At 41.1% G+C, this 22,021-nt stretch carries 13 protein-coding genes; 2 read left to right on the top strand and 11 right to left on the bottom strand.

Features of this window, described 5'->3' with window-relative positions:
• Positions 1-95 precede the first annotated feature (95 nt).
• Entirely contained in the window at positions 96-572 is a 477-nt protein-coding gene (locus WG905_RS10110) for a DinB family protein (RefSeq protein WP_339591597.1), read from the top strand.
• Between the two features lie 114 nt (positions 573-686).
• Positions 687-1,364 (top strand): DUF4397 domain-containing protein, encoded by a 678-nt coding sequence (locus WG905_RS10105; RefSeq protein ID WP_339591596.1) that lies wholly within the window; start codon positions 687-689, stop codon positions 1,362-1,364.
• Between the two features lie 83 nt (positions 1,365-1,447).
• On the opposite strand, the gene WG905_RS10100 is transcribed toward WG905_RS10105, so the two are convergent.
• The 11 genes from WG905_RS10100 to WG905_RS10050 all read right to left on the bottom strand — a co-directional run bounded on the left by WG905_RS10100 (position 1,448) and on the right by WG905_RS10050 (position 22,006).
• Entirely contained in the window at positions 1,448-3,736 is a 2,289-nt protein-coding gene (locus tag WG905_RS10100) for a GH92 family glycosyl hydrolase (RefSeq protein ID WP_339591835.1), read from the bottom strand.
• Positions 3,737-3,841: 105 nt separating this feature from the next.
• Positions 3,842-4,714, bottom strand: a complete 873-nt coding sequence (locus tag WG905_RS10095) for an ROK family protein (protein WP_339591595.1) — start codon at positions 4,712-4,714, stop codon at positions 3,842-3,844.
• A 14-nt stretch (positions 4,715-4,728) separates the two neighbouring features.
• Positions 4,729-6,147, bottom strand: coding sequence for a glycoside hydrolase family 125 protein (locus WG905_RS10090; protein WP_339591594.1), 1,419 nt, complete (start codon positions 6,145-6,147; stop codon positions 4,729-4,731).
• 125 nt (positions 6,148-6,272) lie between these two features.
• Entirely contained in the window at positions 6,273-7,283 is a 1,011-nt protein-coding gene (locus WG905_RS10085) for a LacI family DNA-binding transcriptional regulator (RefSeq protein ID WP_339591593.1), read from the bottom strand.
• 111 nt (positions 7,284-7,394) lie between these two features.
• A complete protein-coding gene (locus WG905_RS10080; protein WP_339591592.1) occupies positions 7,395-9,035 on the bottom strand; it encodes a RagB/SusD family nutrient uptake outer membrane protein in 1,641 nt (546 codons plus the stop codon).
• 40 nt (positions 9,036-9,075) lie between these two features.
• Positions 9,076-12,117 carry a SusC/RagA family TonB-linked outer membrane protein gene (locus WG905_RS10075; RefSeq protein ID WP_339591591.1) on the bottom strand — a complete coding sequence of 1,014 codons (3,042 nt, stop codon included), beginning with the start codon at positions 12,115-12,117 and terminating at the stop codon, positions 9,076-9,078.
• Positions 12,118-12,423: 306 nt separating this feature from the next.
• Positions 12,424-13,020, bottom strand: a complete 597-nt coding sequence (locus WG905_RS10070) for a GIN domain-containing protein (RefSeq protein ID WP_339591590.1) — start codon at positions 13,018-13,020, stop codon at positions 12,424-12,426.
• A gap of 385 nt (positions 13,021-13,405) precedes the next feature.
• On the bottom strand, positions 13,406-13,807 hold the full coding sequence (locus tag WG905_RS10065; protein ID WP_339591589.1) for a GreA/GreB family elongation factor: 402 nt from the start codon (positions 13,805-13,807) through the stop codon (positions 13,406-13,408).
• A 552-nt stretch (positions 13,808-14,359) separates the two neighbouring features.
• A complete protein-coding gene (locus WG905_RS10060) occupies positions 14,360-16,633 on the bottom strand; it encodes a GH92 family glycosyl hydrolase (RefSeq protein ID WP_339591588.1) in 2,274 nt (757 codons plus the stop codon).
• A 276-nt stretch (positions 16,634-16,909) separates the two neighbouring features.
• Entirely contained in the window at positions 16,910-18,814 is a 1,905-nt protein-coding gene (locus WG905_RS10055) for a SusD/RagB family nutrient-binding outer membrane lipoprotein (RefSeq protein ID WP_339591587.1), read from the bottom strand.
• 66 nt (positions 18,815-18,880) lie between these two features.
• A complete protein-coding gene (locus tag WG905_RS10050) occupies positions 18,881-22,006 on the bottom strand; it encodes a SusC/RagA family TonB-linked outer membrane protein (RefSeq protein WP_339591586.1) in 3,126 nt (1,041 codons plus the stop codon).
• Positions 22,007-22,021 lie beyond the last annotated feature (15 nt).

The raw sequence follows: 22,021 nt of genomic DNA, 5'->3' as shown, positions 1-22,021 counted from the left end.
GTAAATAATAAAATTAAATGTAATATATTCAATCATAAGCTCCTATAGCAAACACAAAAACTAAATGAGTGTGTTATTAAATTATGGATACAACAATGAACAAATCCCTTATTGTAAATGAATTGAGCAAGCTGATTAATGAAGGCAATGCCCATGTTACTTTTGATGATGCCGTGATGGATATACCGCTTGAAAAGTTGGCTACGATTCCCGAAAACCTGCCCTATAACTTATGGCAATTAACGGAACATATTCGGATTGCTCAGTGGGATATCCTTGAATTTTGCATGAACCCGCGTCATAAATCACCCAAATGGCCTGATGAATACTGGCCGGGAGCTGACGATGTTCCGGATCGCATCAATTGGGCAACATGTTTAAAACAAATTAAAGCCGACCGGGAAAGATTTATTCAATTGCTCAATGACCCTGATGTAGACCTATATCAACCCTTTGCCCATGGAACCGGACAAAACATTTTCAGAGAGGCCTTGCTGATTGCAGATCATAACGCTTACCATGTTGGACAAATCGTTTTGATCAGGCGCCTGTTGAATATCTGGAAAGGATAATTCATTAAGTAATCGTCCTCCGCAAAAACATCCCTGCGGTTATAAATGTTGAAGTGGTTTAATGGCGTTCTCATCAAGATGTTAATAATTTTCTGAAAATTAATTTATCTTATCATGAAAACACTTAAGCAAACACTTGTTTTACTGTCTTTGACAGTATTTTTTCTGGCTTCATGCAAGAAGGATGATATTGACGACTTGCCAGAACCGGATATAGCGGCATTTAATGTTGTTAATGCTAGTCCCGGACAAACATCTTTCAATTTTGCGCTTGACAACCAAATTGTTAACGGGCCAGCGTTGACATTTACCGATCAAACAGGGTATATCTCTGCTTATACCGGAATAAGGAAATTTGATGTCACTTTGGGCGGCACCACACAATCAATTTTAACAGACACGCTCAATTTAGAAACGGACAAGTACTATTCTTTATTTATTACCGGGCAATCTCCTTTATCCTTACTGATAACCGAGGATGACCTTACTGCGCCAGCTACAGGTAAAGCAAAAATCAGATTTATACAACTTAGTCCGAACGCGGGAGAATTAGCCCTGGGCGTTAAGGGAGAAGAAGAACTTTTTCCGGAACAGGAATTTAAAGCAGTGTCTGCGTTCATTTCCATCGATCCTGCGCAATATATACTGGAAATAAAAGATGATGATGGTGATGCGCTCACAGAGAGTACTGTAACGATAGCAGCCGGAAAAATATATACAGTTTGGGCAGGAGGATTACTTGAAGGCACAGGAAACTCAGCAATGGTTATACAAGTAAGTGTTGACAATTAATTTTTAAGAATTCGAATATAAAAAGCAAAGAGCCTGATCATGGTTTATGATGCAGGCTCTTTGTATAAATGATAAATTATAGCTTATTTCTTTTCTGTTGAAAACGAATAAGGGAAGTCAGCTTCTGCTGTGCCCCTTTGTTTATTCGGCGTAGCTGACATTTTAAAGTTCAACACAGCACCTTTTTGTAAACCCGAATGACTGATCCAGTTTTTGCCATGCGTTTTACCATTGAGTTGCAGCGATTGTACATACTTGTTTTCAGCACTGTTCTCCGGCGCATTAATCACTATTTTTTTACCGTTCTCCAGGTTAAGCGTTACCTTTTTAAATAAAGGAGCACCCAATACGTACTGGTCAACAGCCGGTGTTACCGGGTAAAAACCCATGGCAGAGAAAATATACCAGGCAGAAGTCTGTCCGTTATCCTCATCACCGCAATAACCATCCGGAGCGGCACTGTACATCCTGTTCATAGTTTCCCTTACCCAATATTGGGTTTTCCATGGCGCACCACCATAGTTATAAAGGTAAATCATGTGTTGTATCGGTTGGTTACCATGCGCATACTGGCCCATATTAGCAATCTGCATTTCCCTGATTTCATGGATCACTCCACCATAAGCACTTTCGTCAAAAACCGGCGGCATGGAAAATACTGAATCCAGTTTCTTCACAAACTTCTCTTTACCACCCATTAATTTCGAGAGTCCGTCAATATCCTGGAAAACCGACCAGGTATAATGCCAGCTGTTACCTTCAGTAAAAGCACCGCCCCATTTAAACGGAGAAAAAGGAGATTGGAAAGTACCATCCTGATTTTTACCACGCATTAAACCTGATGCAGGATCAAAAAGGTTCTTGTAATTCATGCTGCGCTTGGCATATATCCCGATCTCACTTTCCGGTTTACCTAAAGCTCTGCCCAACTGATAAATCGCAAAATCATCATAGGCATACTCTAACGTCTTCGCGGCGTTTTCATTCACCTTTACATCAAAAGGCACATAACCCAGTTTATTGTAGTATTTAACACCATCACGGCCTACAGCTTCCATTGGGCCTTCATTATTAGCACCATGGGTTACGGCATCCCAAAGCACCTCAATATCATAACCTCGTAATCCTTTGATGTAAGCATCACTCACTACCGAGGCAGAGTTGTTACCCACCATAATATTGGCATAACCCGGACTGCTCCATTCTGGCAACCAGCCTCCTTCTTTAAAGTCGTTGATTAAACCTTCCTGCATCTCCTTGTTGATTGAAGGATACATCAGGTTCAGGAAGGGATATAATGCCCGGAAAGTGTCCCAGAAACCTGTTCCGGCAAACATATATCCGGGAAGGATTTTTCCATTATACGGACTCCAGTGAACAATTTTATTGTTGGCATCAATTTCATATAATTTGTTAGGGAAGAATAAAGTACGGTATAAAGATGAATAGAAAGTACGCATCTGATCAATGGTACCACCTTCCACACTTATGCGACCTAATTTGTCATTCCAGGCATCTTTAGCTTTCTTTTTAGTCACCTCAAAGGCATCATTGGCCAGTTCACGTTTTAAATTTAAATCGGCCTGTTCAAAGCTGATAAACGAAGAAGCTACTTTCGCAACAACTTTTTCACCTTTGGTCGTTTTAAAGCCAATGATCGCACCACTGTGATCGCTTTCCAGCTCCAACCCATCTTTCAAAGATTTGCCGCTCCAGGTCTTGGCGATGGCGAAATCTTTATCAAAATACATCACAAAATAATTCTTAAAATTCTTTGGCAATGGTCCGCGTGCATGTTTGGTAGTATACCCAATGATCTTCCTTTCAGCAGGAATAATTTTGATGTAAGAACCTTTATCCAAAGCGTCAACCACTACAAACGAACTATCCGTTTTAGGGAAAGTAAACCTGAACTGAGCAGCGCGCTCTGTAGGTGTAATCTCGGTGGTTACATCAGCATCTGCTAAATAAACACTGTAATAGTAAGGTTTCGAAGTTTCCGACTTGTGACTGAACCAGCTGGCGCGGTCATCTTCGTTAAATTTTAATTTACCGGTTACCGCCATAATGGCGAATTGGCCATAGTCATTCATCCATGGCGAAGGCTGGTGTGTTTGTTTAAAGCCCCTGATTTTGTCGGCATCATACGTATAGGCCCAGCCATCTCCCATTTTACCCGTCTGCGGTGTCCACATGTTCATACCCCATGGCACACCGATGGCAGGGTATGTATTTCCATTAGACAGAGATGGTTTCGACTGTGTCCCCATCAGTGGATTCACATATTCAACAGGATCTGTAATTTTGCCTCCCGTTTGAGCAAATGCATAACTGGTCGCAAATACCAGCAATGCACTAAAAATTCTCTTCATCATGTTTTTATTGGTTAGGTGTTTTCTTTTTGGCTTTTCCGTAGTTTATAGCCATTAAAGCTATAAATGCAGACAAATAAGTAAGTTTAGTCATAGCTTTTTATGTTATGAATGACGGTAAAATTCCCAGCAGCTTGCAGCACCTATTAATGCAGCGTTTTCCTGCAACGCTGCAATCTTTAAATTAACTACCACATCCTGTTCCTGAAACTTCTTCTGGAGGCAAGGCAAAAATGCAGCATGTGCATTTGAAATATTACCACCCAGCACCACGGTATCAGCCATTCTTTCCTTTACTAAAGGTATCAGAAAATCAGCCAGGTGATGACCAAATTCCTCAAAAATCTGCTGGTAAGAAGCCTCATTCCCTGCCACATTAATTTCTTTTACACCTGCAATCTTTCTTCCGGTTAATTGGAAATAGCGGGTGACAAACCAACGGGTAGACAAATAATCTTCGGCTATGCCATCTTTAAATGGAGATTGCCAAAGGGCAGCATCTTCGGCGACGCCGTTATCACAAAAGGCAGAACCAAGGCCCGTACCAAGTGTAAGTCCGATTACCCGATTTCCCTCACGGGCAGCACCACTGAAAACCTCACCCTGTAAAAAACCTGCCGCATCATTTACAAACCTGATGTTTTCTGCCTCGATGTTTAACCGAAGGGCTAGTTCATTTTTGATATTCATCTGGTAAAGGGACCTGAATTTATCCTGATCCTGAATCAGGGAGATACCGGCTTCATAATCAAAGGGCCCGGGCATGGCAATACCAATTTGTTTGGTTTTTACTTCAAAGGTTTGATAAGTGGCTTTGATCACCTCGCACCAGGACGCCAGGATCTCTTCAGCTGGGTTGTTGGAATTAACCCCACTACGCTGAAAAGATGCTGGAACGATAGATCGGGTTTTCATATTCACCAACGCGGCCGTAATATGTGAACCACCGATATCGATACCTAATACGTAATCATTCATTGTTTTATGTAACATTAGGCATTCAGAATTGCTGGCGTTGTCTGGTAAGTTTTCCATAACAGTTCACCAAATAAGGTGTTAGACCAGGCAAACCATGAACGGGTAAAGTTTTTAGGATCATCTTTGTGGAAAGATTCATGCATAAAACCCGTACCACCATGAGTTTTCTGAAGTGTTTGAATACACCATTTAATCTCGTCAATATTTTTGGAAGTAAAAGCCCGCATCGTAATACTCATTGGCCATACCATATCCTGACCAATATGTGGCCCGCCAATACCTTCTGCAGCACTTCCTTTATAGAAATATGGATTGTCTGTAGACAAAACAAACTTCCTGGTGTTGTTATAAACCTCATCCTTTTCATCAACAGCCCCTAAATAAGGTAGTGCTAACAAACTAGGAACATTGGCATCATCCATCAAATATGCACTGCCAAAGCCATCAACCTCGAAAGCATAAATTTGGCCATATTTGGGATGGGTAACGATCGCATGTTTTTGAATGGCGTCTTCAACTTCTTTAGCAAGCGCTAATAGATTTGCTGCTAAACTTTCATCTTTGTGAAGGGCTTTTACCATTTCTGCTGCTTGCTTCAGGGAAATAACCGCGAAAAAGTTAGAAGGAATCAGGAATTGGAAAATTGTGGCATCATCACTCGGGCGAAAGGCAGAACAGATCAGTCCCACTGGATTAACAGGAAAACCATTACCAGACATGGGTAAAGAGTCTGTCGGGTGATTGGTGAAACGCTGAAATTGGTAAGAGCCATTTCCGGTTTTACGTTGCTGATCTTTAAAAACCGCTAAAGTGCTTTCCACTGCCTTTTTCCAGTTTGCATCAAATGGCTGCTTGTCGCCGGTTTTTTTCCAGTAATGATAAGCAAGCCTGATTGGATAACATAGTGAATCTATTTCCCATTTTCTTTCATGTACACCCGGCTGCATTTTAGTGCGGTCAGTTTTCCATTCCCCTACTTTATTAGGGTCATTGTAAAACGCATTTGCAAAGGGATCTTTTAAGATACATTTGGTTTGATGAGAAATCACGCCGGATATCAAATTCTTAAGCGGCTTGTCCTCATTTACAAACTGCAGGTACGGCCACACCTGTGCAGAACTGTCGCGAAGCCACATGGCATCGATGTCTCCAGTAATTACATAAGTATCTGGTTTACCATTTTCTTCTTTATAAAAAACAGTCGTATCTAAAGTATTGGGAAAACAGTTTTCAAACAGCCACTGCAATTCTGGATTTTTAACTTTAGCCTGGAAAGTTTTAATTGCAGCATCTACTGCCTTACTTTTAAAATTTCGTTTGTTAGCAGCCACACGTACAACAGGATACTGAGGGGCAGCAGCAAATGACATTTCTGAGGCCAGTAAGCCTGCACCTAAAATGCCTGTATTTTTTAAAAAGACTCTTCTTTTCATAATTTAGGGTATTTACTATATTTAGTAAGTAAAACGTTTTAGTAACTCAATAATAGAAATATTTTTTGCTAAAAGCAATCTTAAGAGCTAAATTTAAGTGTAATTTTAAAGATACAAATGATTTTTTAGCGAAGAATCAATTTCGCAGGTACAATTACCTGTTGCACGGCAGCAGGCGCATTGGCAGTCAGCTGTTTAAACAGCAGTTTAATAATGTTTTCGGCAATCTCTTCCAAGGGCTGCTCCACAGCTGATATTTGAGGGGTATGTAACTTAAACACATCCCCATCGTCATAGGCAATCACCGAAAAATTATCGTTGACAGGTTTATTCATCATTTTCAACGCTGTTAATCCGCTGATTGCTAAATAATTGGTTGCAAACAGTACGGCGTCAATTTCCTCGTTTTCTTCAAACAGCTTCACCAGCTGATCGATGGTTGTTGTACGCGACTGGTTAAACGGAATTTTGAGTACTAAACTTTCCTGATATGGGATACGATGATCGGTTAAAGCTTGTTTATACCCTGCCTGGCGGTCTGTAATCTGCGCCACGCCGATATCTACAGTTACCAGTGCTATATTTTGTTTGCTGTTTTTAATGAAATGGCTGGTAGCGGCATGAGAGGCTTTAAAATGATCAACGCCTACATAATTTGCCTGTACCTCGGGCAGGGACCTATCAAAAAGTACCACAGGTTTACCTTCCTCCATAATGCCTAGGATATCTTTTTCTGTTCCTTGTGCAGGAGAAATGATATAGGCATCCACTTGTCTGGATCTGAATAAATTGATCAGTTCTGTAGTTTTGCCGGGAAAGTTTTCGGTGCTGGAGAAAATTATTTTGTAACCTTTTTTATAGGCTTTCTCTTCGATCAGCCTTGCAATTCCTGCAAAGAAGGAATTGGAAATATCCTCTACAATTAAAGCAATGATCTGCGAATTTCCGGTCCTTAAACTCCGGGCAACCTGATTAGGCTTATAACCCTCTGCAATGATGATGTCTTCTACCCGCTTAATTACTGCTGCACTAATGTTTTTCTCTACCCCTTTTCCATTGATGATAAAGGAAACAGTAGTAATGGAAACACTGGCTTTTTTGGCAATGTCTTTTATAGAGGGCGCTTTAGTTGACATAGTTAGGTGTACTTGTATGACAAATGTATAAATTATCACCATATAAAAAGGAAGAGGAGCAAATTTGCTCCTCTTCCTTTGATAATCACGAATCAATCGCCTTTTTAGCAATTAGTAACCCGGGTTTTGTTTCAGGTTATCATTAAGGTCAATTTGTCGTTGTGGTATGGGGTAGAGTTCACGCGTTGCGTTAGATGGGCTGTGGTCCCACCACGAAGCCGTAACAAATTTATCAAAACGAATCATGTCGTTACGACGGAAACCTTCAAAAATGAATTCTTTTCCACGTTCCGCTAATAACTCATCCAGGGTTAAAGTTGCCGGCGTATATGCATGTGCTGCCCAGTCTTCTGCACTAAATGCTCTTTTTTTACATGCATTGATCAGGTCAACAGCTTCTGCATTGGCTACACCACCGTTTTTACGCATGATGGCCTCCGCTTTGGCAAAGTAAACCCATGTTAACCTGTAGATGTTCCAGTCGGTATTGTTATAATTAGGATTAATATCCGGCGTACCTCCAGGACCAGCAACCTGGTTACCTAATTTGTATTTATTGAAACGAACACCACTATTCTCTTCGCCTTCACTCATATTGGAAACCGTAGATCCTGATTTGTTTTTTCGGATATTATCCACAAAAACAAGCTGTTCACCGTTGTATTCTTCTGAAGCCAAAATCGGTGTTTTACCGTCAGCAAACTTAACCATCGGGCCAACCAGTAACCAATCAGATTTACGTTTATCGGCATCCTTATAGGTGGTATAAACCCCCGGAATGACTACAATACCATCGTTACCATTGCGGCCGCCACCATAAATTTCCTGTTGTTTGAAGTGGAAAAATTCTGATGGCCATGAAGGCTGAAAGTTAGCAACTTTGTAATCGTAAGCGATAGAAAAAATAGCTTCTTTAGAAAGGTCGTTTCCAGTACCGAACTGGTCTGAAATATTTGGATCCAATGCCAGGGCGCCATTTAATCCGCCGGCCTGACCGGAGATCAGTTTATCCGCAGCAGCGATACAATCATCCCAGCGAGAAGTGCCTGTCCACATTTCTGCGTTCAAATATAATTCGACCAACATGGCATAAGCACCTGCCTGGCTCATACGGCCTAGCATCGCCTTAGATAATTGAGGAACCTTGTCAATATTTTCCTTGATTTCCTTTTCGATAAAATTGAAAACCTCAATTCTCGGTAAAGTTTCCGGTTTGGCAGGTTCGCCAACTTTAGTAACTACCGGAATATTCCCAAAAAGGTCCATGATTTTCAGGTAATGGAAAGCCCTCAACAGTTTAAGTTCCGCAATAAAAGCATCCTTTTCTTCTTGGGTAATGCCCATTGCAGCGACATCTCTTTTTTCCATATTCTCAATAGGGTCATTACAAAAACCTATACCGCCATACATAAGCGACCAGGCATTATTCAATCCGCCTTCATCTACAGTCCAGCTGTGGTAATGGAATCTTTTCCACTTACCGCCATCTTCACCATGACGGCCTTTGGTAGGCCAGGCCAGCTGATCGGCGGAAAGTTCAGCAGCACGCCACCAACCATCCTGACCAGAAGGCGTTGCCCAGGCATTTGCATGTGTATAAGGCCTTAAAACAGCGGATAAAACCTCTGTTTTATTGTTATAGAAGTCATCCGTTAATAATTCGTCGTAGGCATTTTCATCCAGCTTTGTGCAGGCATTTGTAAAGGTTAACGTGGCAGCCAGGCCTATATATAAAAGTGATTTATGTTTCATAAAAATTTACGTTTTTAAAAGGGTTATAAAAATCAGCTGATTAGAAACCAACGTTTAATCCAACAAGGAATGAACGGGTACTTGGGTAAGCGCCCCGGTTGTCAATACCAGCGCCGAAGCCTGTATCCTGCACAAAATCAGGATCATTACCCGAATAGCCGGTAATGGTTGCCAGGTTTTGCCCTGATGCATATAACCTGACGCTTCTTGCCCATTTTGATTTCAGATTGAAATTATAACCCAAGGTAACCTCATCAATTTTTATATTTGTTCCGTTTTCCAGGTAATAATCAGAGTACATGTAAGTATCATCGATTTGGTTGTATTTGGTAAACGTATCCTTTAGTAAATTACCACTCCAGGTTTTATTGCCATACGTTAAGGCTGTTGTATTTAAGATTTTGTAATCAAATTTTCCACGGATAAAAATGCGCAGGTCAAAATCTTTATAGTTAAAATTATGTGTCCATGAAGCGAAATACTTAGGAATTGCATTGCCCAGGTATTGCAAGTCAGTCAGGCTTTTATCTTTAGAATTGTTGATCTGGTCATTTCTAACAGCTTCACCATTCCTGTTGTAAAACAGCCAGTCACCTTCGTCGGTAAATCCAGCAAATTTCTTACCCCAGAATTCGCCCAAAGCACCAGCTTCATAAGTAGTAATCGCATCACCCAAGTCTCCCGCGCCTCCAATCCCACCAAAGGTTTTGTATAACACTTTAAACTGGTCGTTAGAATAAGAATCCAGCGTGTTCTTTAAGGCACTTGCTGTAAAGTCCATATTCCAGGAGAAATCGTTTGTTTTCACCGCAGCATAGCTTAAGGCTAGTTCGATACCTTTAGAAGAAATTGTGCCTACATTGGCATAAATACTTGACTGAACAAAAGGGGGTTGTGGTGAAGTATAGGTATCCAGCAAATCTTTGGTGGTTCTCTGGAATACATCAATGGCACCGGTTAACTTGTTATCAAACAACCTGTAATCCAAACCGATGTTCAACTCTCTTTTGGTTTCCCATTTCAAGTCCGGATTTGGATTTCGGCTAGGGCCATAGGTTTCGTAATATTTTCCATCAGGGAAAAGATACTTACCGCCACCACCAAGGGTAACCCTGGAAGCATTGTTACTGAAACCACTGTTTCCCGTTACCCCATAACCTACCCTTAACTTCAGGTAGTTCACGAATTTGATATTTTCCATGAAATCCTCTTCAGACACGTTCCACCCTGCGGAAACAGCCGGGAAATTTCCCCATTTATTATTGGCGCCAAACCTGGAACTTCCTTCGCGACGAAGGATAAACTGTGCCAGGTATTTGTTATTGAAAGCATAATTTACCCTTCCAAAAAATGCAATTAAGGTATTGTCATTTTTATAACTGTCCATGGATGCCTTACCAACCCCCAAAGCACTACCGTCAGACAAATTATCTTCATGCATCAGGTCATTGATAAAACCGCGGTTAGAAGCAGAAGAACCCTCTTCGATATGGTACCTGTAGCTATAACCGGCAACTGCCGTAACACTGTGTTTATCTAAAAATGTTTTTGCATACTGCAAAGTAGGCTCTACTGCAAAATCCTGCGTTAAGCCATCTGCTTTATAAGCATAACCACCTGCGGGAAAATCAGTATTCTCCATCGAGTCTTCACTTGCTTTAAACCTGTACTGCCCGTCAATATTATTATTGCGGGTAACGGATCCGAAAACCGAAGCCTTTAAGCCATCAACAATGTCGAGGTCAACTTTTACATCAGCAGAAGAGGTCTGCTGTTTTCTGTAATTGGTTTCCTGCTTTAGCCTGGCGAATTCGTTGAAGCTGGTTAAATCAAAACGGTAGCTGCCATCAGGATTGTAATTAGATAGCGTTGGATTTTTAGTCAGCTCACTCTCCCAGCCACCCCCACCCAACAAATTGGCGTTGTTAAAATTGGTCGCTAAATTGATCTGCGCATTTAAGCGGTCGTTGAGACCCTTTTGATTAATATTTAAACGTAAGGTATATTCTTCCCTTCCGTTTTCTAAAGTAATCCCCTCCAGGTTCCTGTAATTCAGACTGGCCCTGTAGCTCGTTTTATCTGTACCACCGGATAAGTTTAAATTGTGGTTTTGAGAAAGATTGTCATGATTGATCAGCTGATCATAAAAATCTGTGCTGCTGCCGAAATCCTTCTGGTTTAATTCACCGGTGCTGATTTTGTTGCGGTACTCATCAGGACTTAAAAAGTCAAGCCTGTTTTGCACATATTCTTTCCTGAAATAGGTAGAATAATTAAACTGCGGCGGACCAGCTTTTCCTTTTTTGGTGGTGATGATAATTACCCCGGCATTTGCACGGGTACCATAAATGGCAGCACCCGATCCGTCTTTTAAGACATCCACGGATTCGATATCGTCCTGTTGTAATAAATCAGGGTTGGCATCAGGAATCCCGTCAATCACAAATAAAGGACTGGAGCTTCCAGTAAGGGTGATTGCCCCCCTCAATTGTACTGAAACGCCACCGTTTGGATTAGACCCTCCGGTTCTTGTCAATTGCAAACCAGGAACTTTACCCTGAATTAGGTCCAGGGGATTTCTGGAACCACTTTGCCTGAATTTTTCAGCGCCAACATGGGTCACAGCGGATGTCACCTCTTTGGCAGAAAGACTTCCATAACCGATGGAAACTATTTCCACATTTTCCAGTGTCGTGTTGTTCGGTTCTAATTTAACGTTGATTGTTTTTTGATCGCCTACCGTTACCTCCTTTGGAAGATAACCTACATAGGAGAATACCAATACGGATGTTGCCGATGGTGCATCAATTTGAAACTTACCATTGGAATCTGTTGTGACCACAGTGTTACTTCCTTTCACGGTTACACTGACACCAGGGAGTGGCGAGCCACTCTCATCGTTGACCACACCTTGCACTAGCGCTGCAGCATTTGTAGCGTTCGAAAGCCTGTTTACGCTATTAGTCGTAATGGTAATGCTTTCTGCACGGAGGTCGATGGTACTTAAACCAAGTCCGAATAAAAGACTTCCTGCAAAGAAAGCTGGACCTGGTTTAACAAATTGGATAAATCTTTTTTTCATACAATTGTTTTGGTTGGTTAAATGTTAAGAATAGAATGAAAATTCAATCACCCTATTCAATTGGGTTTAATAATTAGTAAAACGTTTTATCAAAATGATCATGTCAGTGGGTTAGAATGACAATATCGCTTTAGGACATAGTGTTAAAACGTTTTACTAAACCTAAAGTATAAATATTATTGAAGCTATCATGCTCTTTCGTTATACTGCATTGTAACATTAATGATACACAACAGACAGGTCGACACAGATAAGGCACAAAAAAACCCGTCGCATTGGACAGGTCTTTTTCATTTTATCGGGTAATTACCTTTTAATGGCTGCGAGTTTAGGCGACAATGTTTGTGCTTCGGTTTTTGCTGCATTGAAGTTATGCATCTTTAAAGTGGCATACTCCGCTTTTTCTGATAAGTGAAGGTCTGATTTCCCGGTCAATTTTAAATCTGACTGATCTTTAATCACCGTGTACAAACTCTTGGTGTTTACATTAACATTTGCTTTTGCATTATCTTTTAAAAAGATCTGCATTGCATCGGGGTTAAAGGCGCCCTGGGTTTTTACCATTGCTGTATTAGAGGCATCAATTCTTTTCAGATCTTTCAGGTAGACATAAATGGTGGCACGGCCGGTTTCATCACTGTTGATGAATAATTTAGCTCCACGTTTTTTAAAGGATACGTTGCCTGCATTATCACCATGTGGAACAACCTTGATATCTTCCTTATCTGAATGGATCAGGTATACATCTACATCCCCGGTTACCACCACCATATTTACTTTCATGGCGCTTGCTTTAACGGTAGCCTTTTTAGGGCTTTCTGTAGCAAAGGTTGTAAATGCTGTTGTTGCTAATAATACCGCTGTTAATGCTGTTGCGAATGCTGTTTTGATTGAAGTTTTCATATCCTTATTTTTAATTTCTTTTTTAATTCTTTGGATATAAGACGACTCCGTTTCGAAAACGTTTCAGCAACAAACAGGGTTTTATACCAGGTTAAACAAAATATCGACCAACTGGCGATTTTGTTATACTACCGGAGTGTAGACGGATTGAGCTGAGCTTACAATGGATCTAGGGTGGATGTACCTTGGATCTACGTTGTATCTACCTTTTCCGGTAAAAAGGTAGATACAACGTAGATGCTTCGCTCATCCAATATAGTTCCATTTTTAAGGAGCTATCATCAGTGTTTATGATCCGTATTTGTTATCCGTAAAGAATGAGCCATAAAAAAAGGCCGTGTCAAATGTTGACACAGCCTTTAGTAATTAAGGAACTAGAAAATTTTTAGTCGATATTTGAAACCTCTTCTATACGGTATACTTTAATGCCTTCAGGCATTTCCCACTGCAATTCAGCACCTTCAGCATAACCCAACATGGCTACACCTATTGGTGATAATATGGAAATGGTATTGTGTTTTCTTCTTGCTTTATTAGGCGCAACCAGGTTATAGGTAAATTCATTGCCGGTTACCACTTCTTTGACACGCACGCGGGTGTCGACGTCAACAATTTTTTCAGGGATTTCACTCCTTAAAACCTGGCTGGCATATTTCAATTCCAGCTCTAATTTGGCTTCATTGTATTTACTTAATTTCCTTGTACGGATATGGCTTTTTAATAAGTCGAATATCCCTCTTGATAAGATGATTGGTGTGCTATCTAATTTTACTACCTCTGTACTCATGTTTTAAAATGTTTGAATATGATTGAAATTGATTATTGAAAATTAATGATTGGGATTTTTCGGCTCCGGTATTAACATTTTGCCGGAGCTTGATGCTCAAAAATCTTACTGCCTGATCTTTTCAATTTTACCATCCTATTTATTTTTTAGTTGATCACTATATAGCACAGTTTACACTGCATCTAAAAAGATTGATATGAAATCAATAAAGGTGGATTAACTACATGAAGCATGATACACAAGCCTGAAAAGACAGGGTGCATGTACAAGTTTCGTAAGAAAAAAGGTATTGATCAGGAAAGCAGGATTAAAACCCCAGGCGCTCGAAGAGGCTGGGGCCTACTTAATAAAGTCCTTGCTGCTCTTAAGAAAGGAATCCCTAAAGCGATATACTAATGAAAGAAAACGAGTATGTTTAGTTTCCATAGAAACAAAGATAGGCTAAATGCCTCGATATAACAAATTTACCTCGGCTTAGCCCTTAAACGAAACAAGGCTTCCCGGTTTTAAACAGGAAGCCTCGCTTTCATTGCAGCTAATATGATTTTGTGATTACTTTTCAGAGTAAGGCCTGTCGGCGGCACGAATACCCCAGGTGGCCGAAGGTAGTTTACCCATTTCTATCAGCAGGTTTCCGCCGGCAACAATAGTATCGTGGTTAATATAAGCCTTTGTATAAGGCTTTCCGTTCAGGCTGATCTTTTGGATGTACTTGTTAGCAGCCGAATTGTTTTTAACCTGCACCTTAAAGGTCTTTCCATCCTGAACTTTTAACTCGGCCTCATCCACTACCGGACTACCGAACACATAAACACCGTTTGCAGGATTTACCGGGTAAAAGCCAAGGGCAGAGAATATATACCAGGCAGACATCTGGCCCACATCTTCATTTCCACTTAAGCCATCGAATTTATCGGTATAAAGGTGGTCCATGATGTGGCGTACTTTGTCGGCAGTTTTAAACGGCTGACCAGCATAAGTATATAAATAAGCAACATGGTGACTAGGTTCATTGCCATGTGCATACTGGCCCACTAAACCACTGATATCCGGTGAGGCATCTGTCCCCAAATCACCTTCAACCGTAAATAAAGTATCCAATCTGTCGGTAAATGACTTGTCGCCCCCCAGTAGTTCAATTAAACCTTCAGGATCCTGTGGCACCATCCATAAATACTGCCAGGCGTTACCTTCCGTATAATCATTTTTACGGTGCACAGATTCAAAAGGGTTAAAAGGTGTTCTCCAGGCTGTTTCAGAAACCTTTGCACGCATGAATTTACTTGAGGGATCAAAATAATGTTTGTAAGCCTTGCCCCTTTTATCGAAATATGCATAGTCTTCGGTTTTACCCATCTTTTTGGCTACCTGGCCTAAACTCCAGTCGGCCACAGCATATTCCTGACCAATGGATACCGACTCTATTAAAGAATCTGCAGGGATATAGCCTAGTTTTTTAACGAAAGATAAGCCGCGCTCATCCAGCATGGCCGTATTTTTCATGGCCTCATAAGCCAGGTTTGCATCAAATCCTTTGAAACCTTTCAAGTAAGCATCGGCTACGACAATCATACCCGGATTACCCACCATGGTATTGGTTTCATTGCCCATCAGGTGCCATACAGGAAGTTTGCCCTGCTGCTGGTAAATAGCCAGCATGGTATTGATGACATCATCGACTTTATCAGGGTGCAATATGGTGAACAAAGGATGTGCAGCCCTGTAGGTATCCCACAGTGAAAAAGTGGTTAAATTAGTGAAAGGCGCTGCACGGTAAACTTTTTTATCCGTGCCCAGGTAGTCACCATTATGGTCGTTAAAAACAGAAGGTGCGATCATGGTATGATAAAGGGCCGTATAGAAAGTCCGCAGCCGATGTTGCTCAGGCGATTTGATCTTTACTTTCTGCAGTTCCTTGTTCCAGGCCTGGTCCGCATTTTTTACACTTTGTTTAAAATTCCAGCCTGGAATTTCTGCTTTGATGTTTGCAGCAGCATTCTCAATACTTACCGGTGATAAGCCCACTTTAACCAGGATTTGTTCTTTATTTTTGGTATTAAAATAAGCAACCCCTTTCAGCTGATCGCTCGTTGCATTTTTATCCTTTGTTGCGCCGCTACCATCAAAAACCCCGAATTTCTGAATAGGTTTTGAAAATAGGATGGTGAAATAAACTCTTTGGTCGTTGGCCCAGCCTTTTGAATAACGATAGCCGACCAGGGTGGTATCATTGAGCTGTTTGATCGTTGTTTCGGTACTCTTATCCCAGCCGATACCTTCTTTAAGGTCGATGATAATTTTAGCATCTGCAGCTTGGGGGAAAGTATATAGATGAAAACCGACACGCGCTGAAGCCGTAAGCTCCGCTTTAATTCCATAGCGCTTTAAGTTAACTTTGTAATAACCGGGTTTTGCCACCTCCTCATCATGAGAAAAAAGTGAATAATAACCACTCTCCTGGTTTTCAACGTTTCCTTTGGTGATTTTAACATCACCTACAGCAGGCATTACTAGAATATCCCCCAAATCACCAATCCCTGTTCCACTGAGGTGTGTATGGGCAAAACCAACAATGGTAGAATCAGAATAATGATACCCTGAGCACCAGTCCCAGCCTTGGGATAAGTTAGTGGGACCTAATTGCACGGCACCAAAAGGCACGTTGGCCCCCATGAAGACGTGGCCGTGGGCGCCGGTTCCAATATACGGATCCACATATTTAGTGAGCTTAGCATTTTTACTTTGTGCAAACGTTGTTTCCAGTTGCACCGGAATACAAAAGCTATAACAAAGAAGTGTTTTGAATAGAAAGTTTCGGTTAAACATTAGATTGATGGTCTTTAAATATATTGGATGTAAAGATAAAATTTTAGAATTTTCCTGGATCTATTATACCTTATTTAAGGTCTTAATTAATCAGCTTAACAAAAAATTACCAATGAAAATGCTCATTTGAACATCCTCATTGGTAATTTTCATTGGTATATATTTATTTTGATAGGTTATGAAGCATCATAAGCTTATGATGGTTTTAGCATTTTTTTTAAAAAGATCCCGGAACGGAGCCCGGGATGACGAAGCCTTGTTACAGCCCCTTAATGCTTATTTCTGCGCCCACCACAATGGCGTCAATACCACATCGGCACCGCCAAGGGCAGCAACTGCCTGTTGGTAACCGGCAGCATTTGTATTTTTCAAACTTGATGGATATTTGATCCGCTGAGGAAAAAACTTCACACTGCTGGTCATGTAAGTTCCCGTGGTTAAAGCAGGCAACTCTATCAATGGGTTTTCTATAGCAGGGGTTTCAAAGAATGGCAAACCTAAACGTCTGTGGTCACTCCATGCTTCAAGCGGCTGCCAAGGGTTTTGTGCAATGAACTTTTGGGTAATGATTTTTGTTAAAAGGTCATTCCTCACCGCACCATTTTTGTATAGGCCATTTTTAGGGTAGGCAATGTTTGCCACTCCTTCTGCACCGGTATAACCATTAACAAATTTCATGGCATGCGTTGCCGGAGGTTCTGCAATATGATCCCAGCTTACGGAAGTACCCATTCTGTTGAAGTCCTGTGAACTTAAATAAGAACCTGGTGTAACACCCCAGTATTCAAAGTTTTTAGCAATGCCCGTTTCATAAGCAGTTTTGCCAGCTACAGGCGTGTTCCAGCCACGCACTGAAGCCTCCGCTAATAAGAAATAAGTTTCCCAGTTGGCGAAGAAAATCCTTTTATTGGTGCTTTTTCTAAATTGTGCCGAAAGACGAGGAAGTGTACCGGGATGGTTTGCCATTACTTTATTCATAGATCCTTTAACACCCCAATCGCCATTCATACCCGGGTTCCAGGTACCTTTAGCTTCAATCTCTTTCACAACAGCACCGTTGCTATCTTCCAGGTTTCTTTTGGTCGTTTTAGCAGTCTGGTTCCAGGAAGGGAAAGTAGAAAAATCCGGATTTTCAAAATCTCCTGGAATGATGAAACTTTTGTAAGCTCTCGGATCAATGATCTCCGGTAAACCATCTAACCAGTAGCCAGCAGAAGGATCATTAGTTTTAGTGGTAAAATGATTTTCAAACTTCATACCGATATAATCTGCAGGCTTTACGAATGATTTAAAACCTTCGCTCACCAAAGTTTCAGATTTAACACCACCTAAACCGATGAAGAGGTTATTTAAAGTAGCTGATAAATATTGCGGGTTCCATTCACGGCTCATCACGCCGGTTAGGGCATCCCATCCTGGTTTTTCCTGTACCTGGAACATTTCATCCGCAGCAATAATAAAGTTATTGGTTGCCGCAGCTGCTTCAAACTCTGTTTTTGCTTTTGCCGGATCTACTTCCGATAAACGCATCGCTAACCTCATGCGCATTGAATTGGCGTATTTTACCCATTTTTTATAATTGTAGGCATAAGCCGGGTCAAGTTTTTTAATCGCATCAGTAGGGATCACTGCTACATCGATCTTTGAACCTGCATCAGTTAATTCACTTAGCGCGTAATCATAAACAGTTTTTACGTCATTGAACTCAGGGCTTTTTCCCTGGAATGCCGCAATTGGAACTGGTCCGAACACATCCGACATTTCGGTTAGTAGATAAGCTCTCCATATTCTTGAAACCTGGATCGTATTATTGGTATAAGGTTTGGCAAGACCTTTTTCGATATGCTCCTCACCAATTTGTATAGCCGTATTGGCCTGGTTTAACCATTCTGAAGCCTGGTTATAATAAGCGCCACTCCAGCCATCATCGTATTCACCGGACGACAAGCCGTTATCTTCCTGCTGGTGTGCTGCTGTTTTCCAATAAAGGACAAAAGAACGTTCAGCTACATCAGGGTTTTGTTGTGCACCAATGATAGATCCGTTCAGGAAATATTCTGCTTGCACCTGATCTTCGTTGGCTGCTATTGGATTTTCATTTATGGACTCGAACTTTTTGCATGATACCAGTACCAGGCTTGCGGCAAAAAGTAAACAGGTTGTTTTAAATATTTTTTTCATTGGTGTATAATTTGTTTTTTAACGGCGATGAAGCTATCATAAGCGAAAGCTTCATGACTAGAATGATTAAAACCCTACAGTTAAGTTAAATAGGTAAGAACGATTAGTTGGCGCACCGCCATTTTCGAAACCTGTAGCATTACTTCCTGTCGCAAAAACCGATTCAGGATCAATTCCATGCAGGTGGCTTGATATTAACCATACATTATTAACAGAGAAGCCAATTTTAGCTCTTTGTACAGGCGTTTTTGCAAGAAGTTTACTTGGTAAATTATAACTCAGCGTCACGTTTCTTAAACGGATATTGGATGCATCGTAAAGGTTAGCCTCTGTAATACCCATGTTACCCACACCAGCTACAGCGTTCCAGTACAATTGCTGTGTAACAGGCGTTGCATTCGGCACGTATTGATTGGTAGCCTCATCTAAAATAACACCGTTAACCACAAGGTTGTCTCTTGTGCCATTTGGCGTAGTTAAAGTCGAAGTTCCATTCTGCTGCATGTCTGCAAGGGTACCAGAGAAGATCTTACCACCAAAACGGGCATCCACTAAAAATGACAGGCCAAGGTTTTTATACCTGAAAGTATTGGTGATCCCTAATAGAGAACTTGCCTGCTGGTTACCTAACCTTACATTTTGCTCACCCCTTAAAGGCAGGCCATTTTCATTTAATAAAAGCTGACCGAAATATGGGCTGCTTTGATCTGTAACCCTGGCAAAAGTACTACCATAAATTTCACCGTAATCTGCACCTGCAACAGCTAACACCTGCAAGTCATCATAACCGCCTAATTTATATTGTGTAATATCATCTGCTAAAGCTTTTACTTTATTTTTATTGTTAGAGAAGTTTACCGAAAGGTTCCAGTTGAGTGAATTTTCGTTTTGCAGCACATTCGCGTCCACCATGGCTTCGATACCACTGTTCTGAATGTCACCGGCATTGATTTTACGGAAAGAGTAACCACTCAAAGGATCCATCGGAAGGTCTATCAACTGACGGGTAGCATTAGTTTTGTACCAGGCCACATCAAAACCAAAACGACCATTGAAGAAGCGCATTTCTGTACCTACCTCAAAAGATTTAATGAACTCGTTTTGAATACCAGGGTTGAATAAAATTCTGTTTCTGGATGCTGTGGTATTTCCGTTAGGGTCTTTATTAACGTTAAAAGTATTGTATAATTGGTATGGCACCAGGTCATTACCTACCTGCGCATAAGAAGCCCTGAATTTACCATAGCTTAACCATGCAGGCAAGGTGCCACCTGTTTTATCAATCATTTCTGTAAATACAAGGGAAGCACTTAAAGAAGGGTAAAAATAAGAACGGTTATCAGGATGTAAGGTAGAAGTCCAGTCGTTTCTTACCGTTGCATCTAAATATAAGTAGCCATCCCAGTTGATCTGGAACATTCCATACAGAGAGTTGATTCTTTTCTCGTTAAAAATCTGTTCCACGGTAGGATTAGATACACCGTTGTTTAAAGAAAACAAATCTGGCACTACCAATTCACCTGAATTGCTGTTCAATCCTGTTCCTTTTTGCTGCATGATGTTACCACCGATGGAAGCAGATCCACCTAATTTGCCGAAAAGATTATCTTTTGCAGCAACCACTAAGAAACTGTAATTGGTTTCTGTAAAGGTTTGTTTACCCAGACTGTAACGACCAGTAGACGTTAAAGGACTACCACCGTACACCTTAGTTTCTGTATTGGTGTAATAGGTATCTGCACCTGCTTTAACTTCGGCATTTAACCAATCATTGAACTGGTATTTCACGGATCCGTTCATGATGAAACGGTCTCTCACGTCTTGGTTTAAGTTATTCTGACTGCCCCAGTATGGGTTGATCTGACTACCACCACCATACCAGATCATGTTATTCTGACCATTAACGAATTGTGATCCTTCGCTAAACTGTCTGATATCCAAAGATCTTGGCAACATATACATGGTGTAGAATGAATTGTTGACATTCGCTCCACCTAAAGGCCTGTTCCTTGCATTTGAATTACTGTACTGCACTTTAGTGTCAACCGTCCACCGGTCATCTTTACCGAATTTACTTACGGCCCTTGCCATTAAGTTTGTTCTGCTCAGTTTGGTACCCGGGATCATACTTTTATCATCAAGCCTGTTGAAGGAAGAGTAAACGGAAGTATTTTTATATTGCTGCTGGAAGGAAATACTCTGATTAGAGCTGATGCCCTGATCGAAATAATTTCCAATGTTATCATATGTAGACATTGGAACCTGTGCTCCGTCCCAGTTGTCAATCATCTGGCCTTCGGCTTTCGGGCCCCAACTCAGGTTGGAGTTATTGGCGAACTGACCATTGGTACCTTGTCCGAAACTGTTCTGCATTTCCGGCCCGCTAAAAACACTTTCAATACCTAAAGAAGAAGACACGGTGATACCTAGTCCTTTTTGCATTTTACCGCTTTTAGTGGTAATCAGGATGGCACCGTTACCGGCCCTTGATCCGTAAAGGGCTGCTGAAGCAGGGCCTTTTAACACAGAAACGCTTTCAATATCTTCAGCGTTAATGTCAGACATTCCGTTACCCATATCAAGGGAAGGGTTCCAGTAATCGTTATTTGCAGCTCCTGTAAAGTTATTCAAAGGCACACCATCCACTACAATGAGCGGCTGGTTGTCGCCGGTTAAGGAGTTATTACCCCTTAACGTAATTTTTGAAGAACCTGCCGGACCGTTACTCCCGCGGGTAACTTGTAAGCCTGCTACTTTTCCGGAAAGGGTATTCACCAGGTTTGGCTCACGGGCCTGTACCAATGATTCTCCTTTAACCTCTTGCACGGCATAACCTAAAGATTTCTTTTCTCTTTTGATGCCTAATGCCGTCACCACGACTTCATTTAAACTGTTGTTTTCTTCCTGAAGAACAACATCTATGGTAGCGGCAGCGCCAACTATAGCCTCATGAGCCTTGTAACCAAGGTACCTAAAGACAAGGGTATTTCCGTCGGCAGCAGTGATGGAATATTTACCATTTGCATCTGTGCTTATACCCTTTTGTGTACCCTTGATGAGGATACTGACTGCAGGAATGGGTGAACCGGTATTATCTTTTACCGTTCCTGAAATGATTTTTTGCGCGTAGGCAGATACTGTTAATAAACTTAACAGTAGAACACCTAAGCAGCGCGAGTAAATCTTATTCATATTGAATCTGTTTAT

Source organism: Pedobacter immunditicola (genome assembly GCF_037482985.1).
GTDB classification, from domain to species: domain Bacteria; phylum Bacteroidota; class Bacteroidia; order Sphingobacteriales; family Sphingobacteriaceae; genus Pedobacter; species Pedobacter immunditicola.
This window is presented reverse-complemented; position numbering and strand designations above follow the sequence as displayed.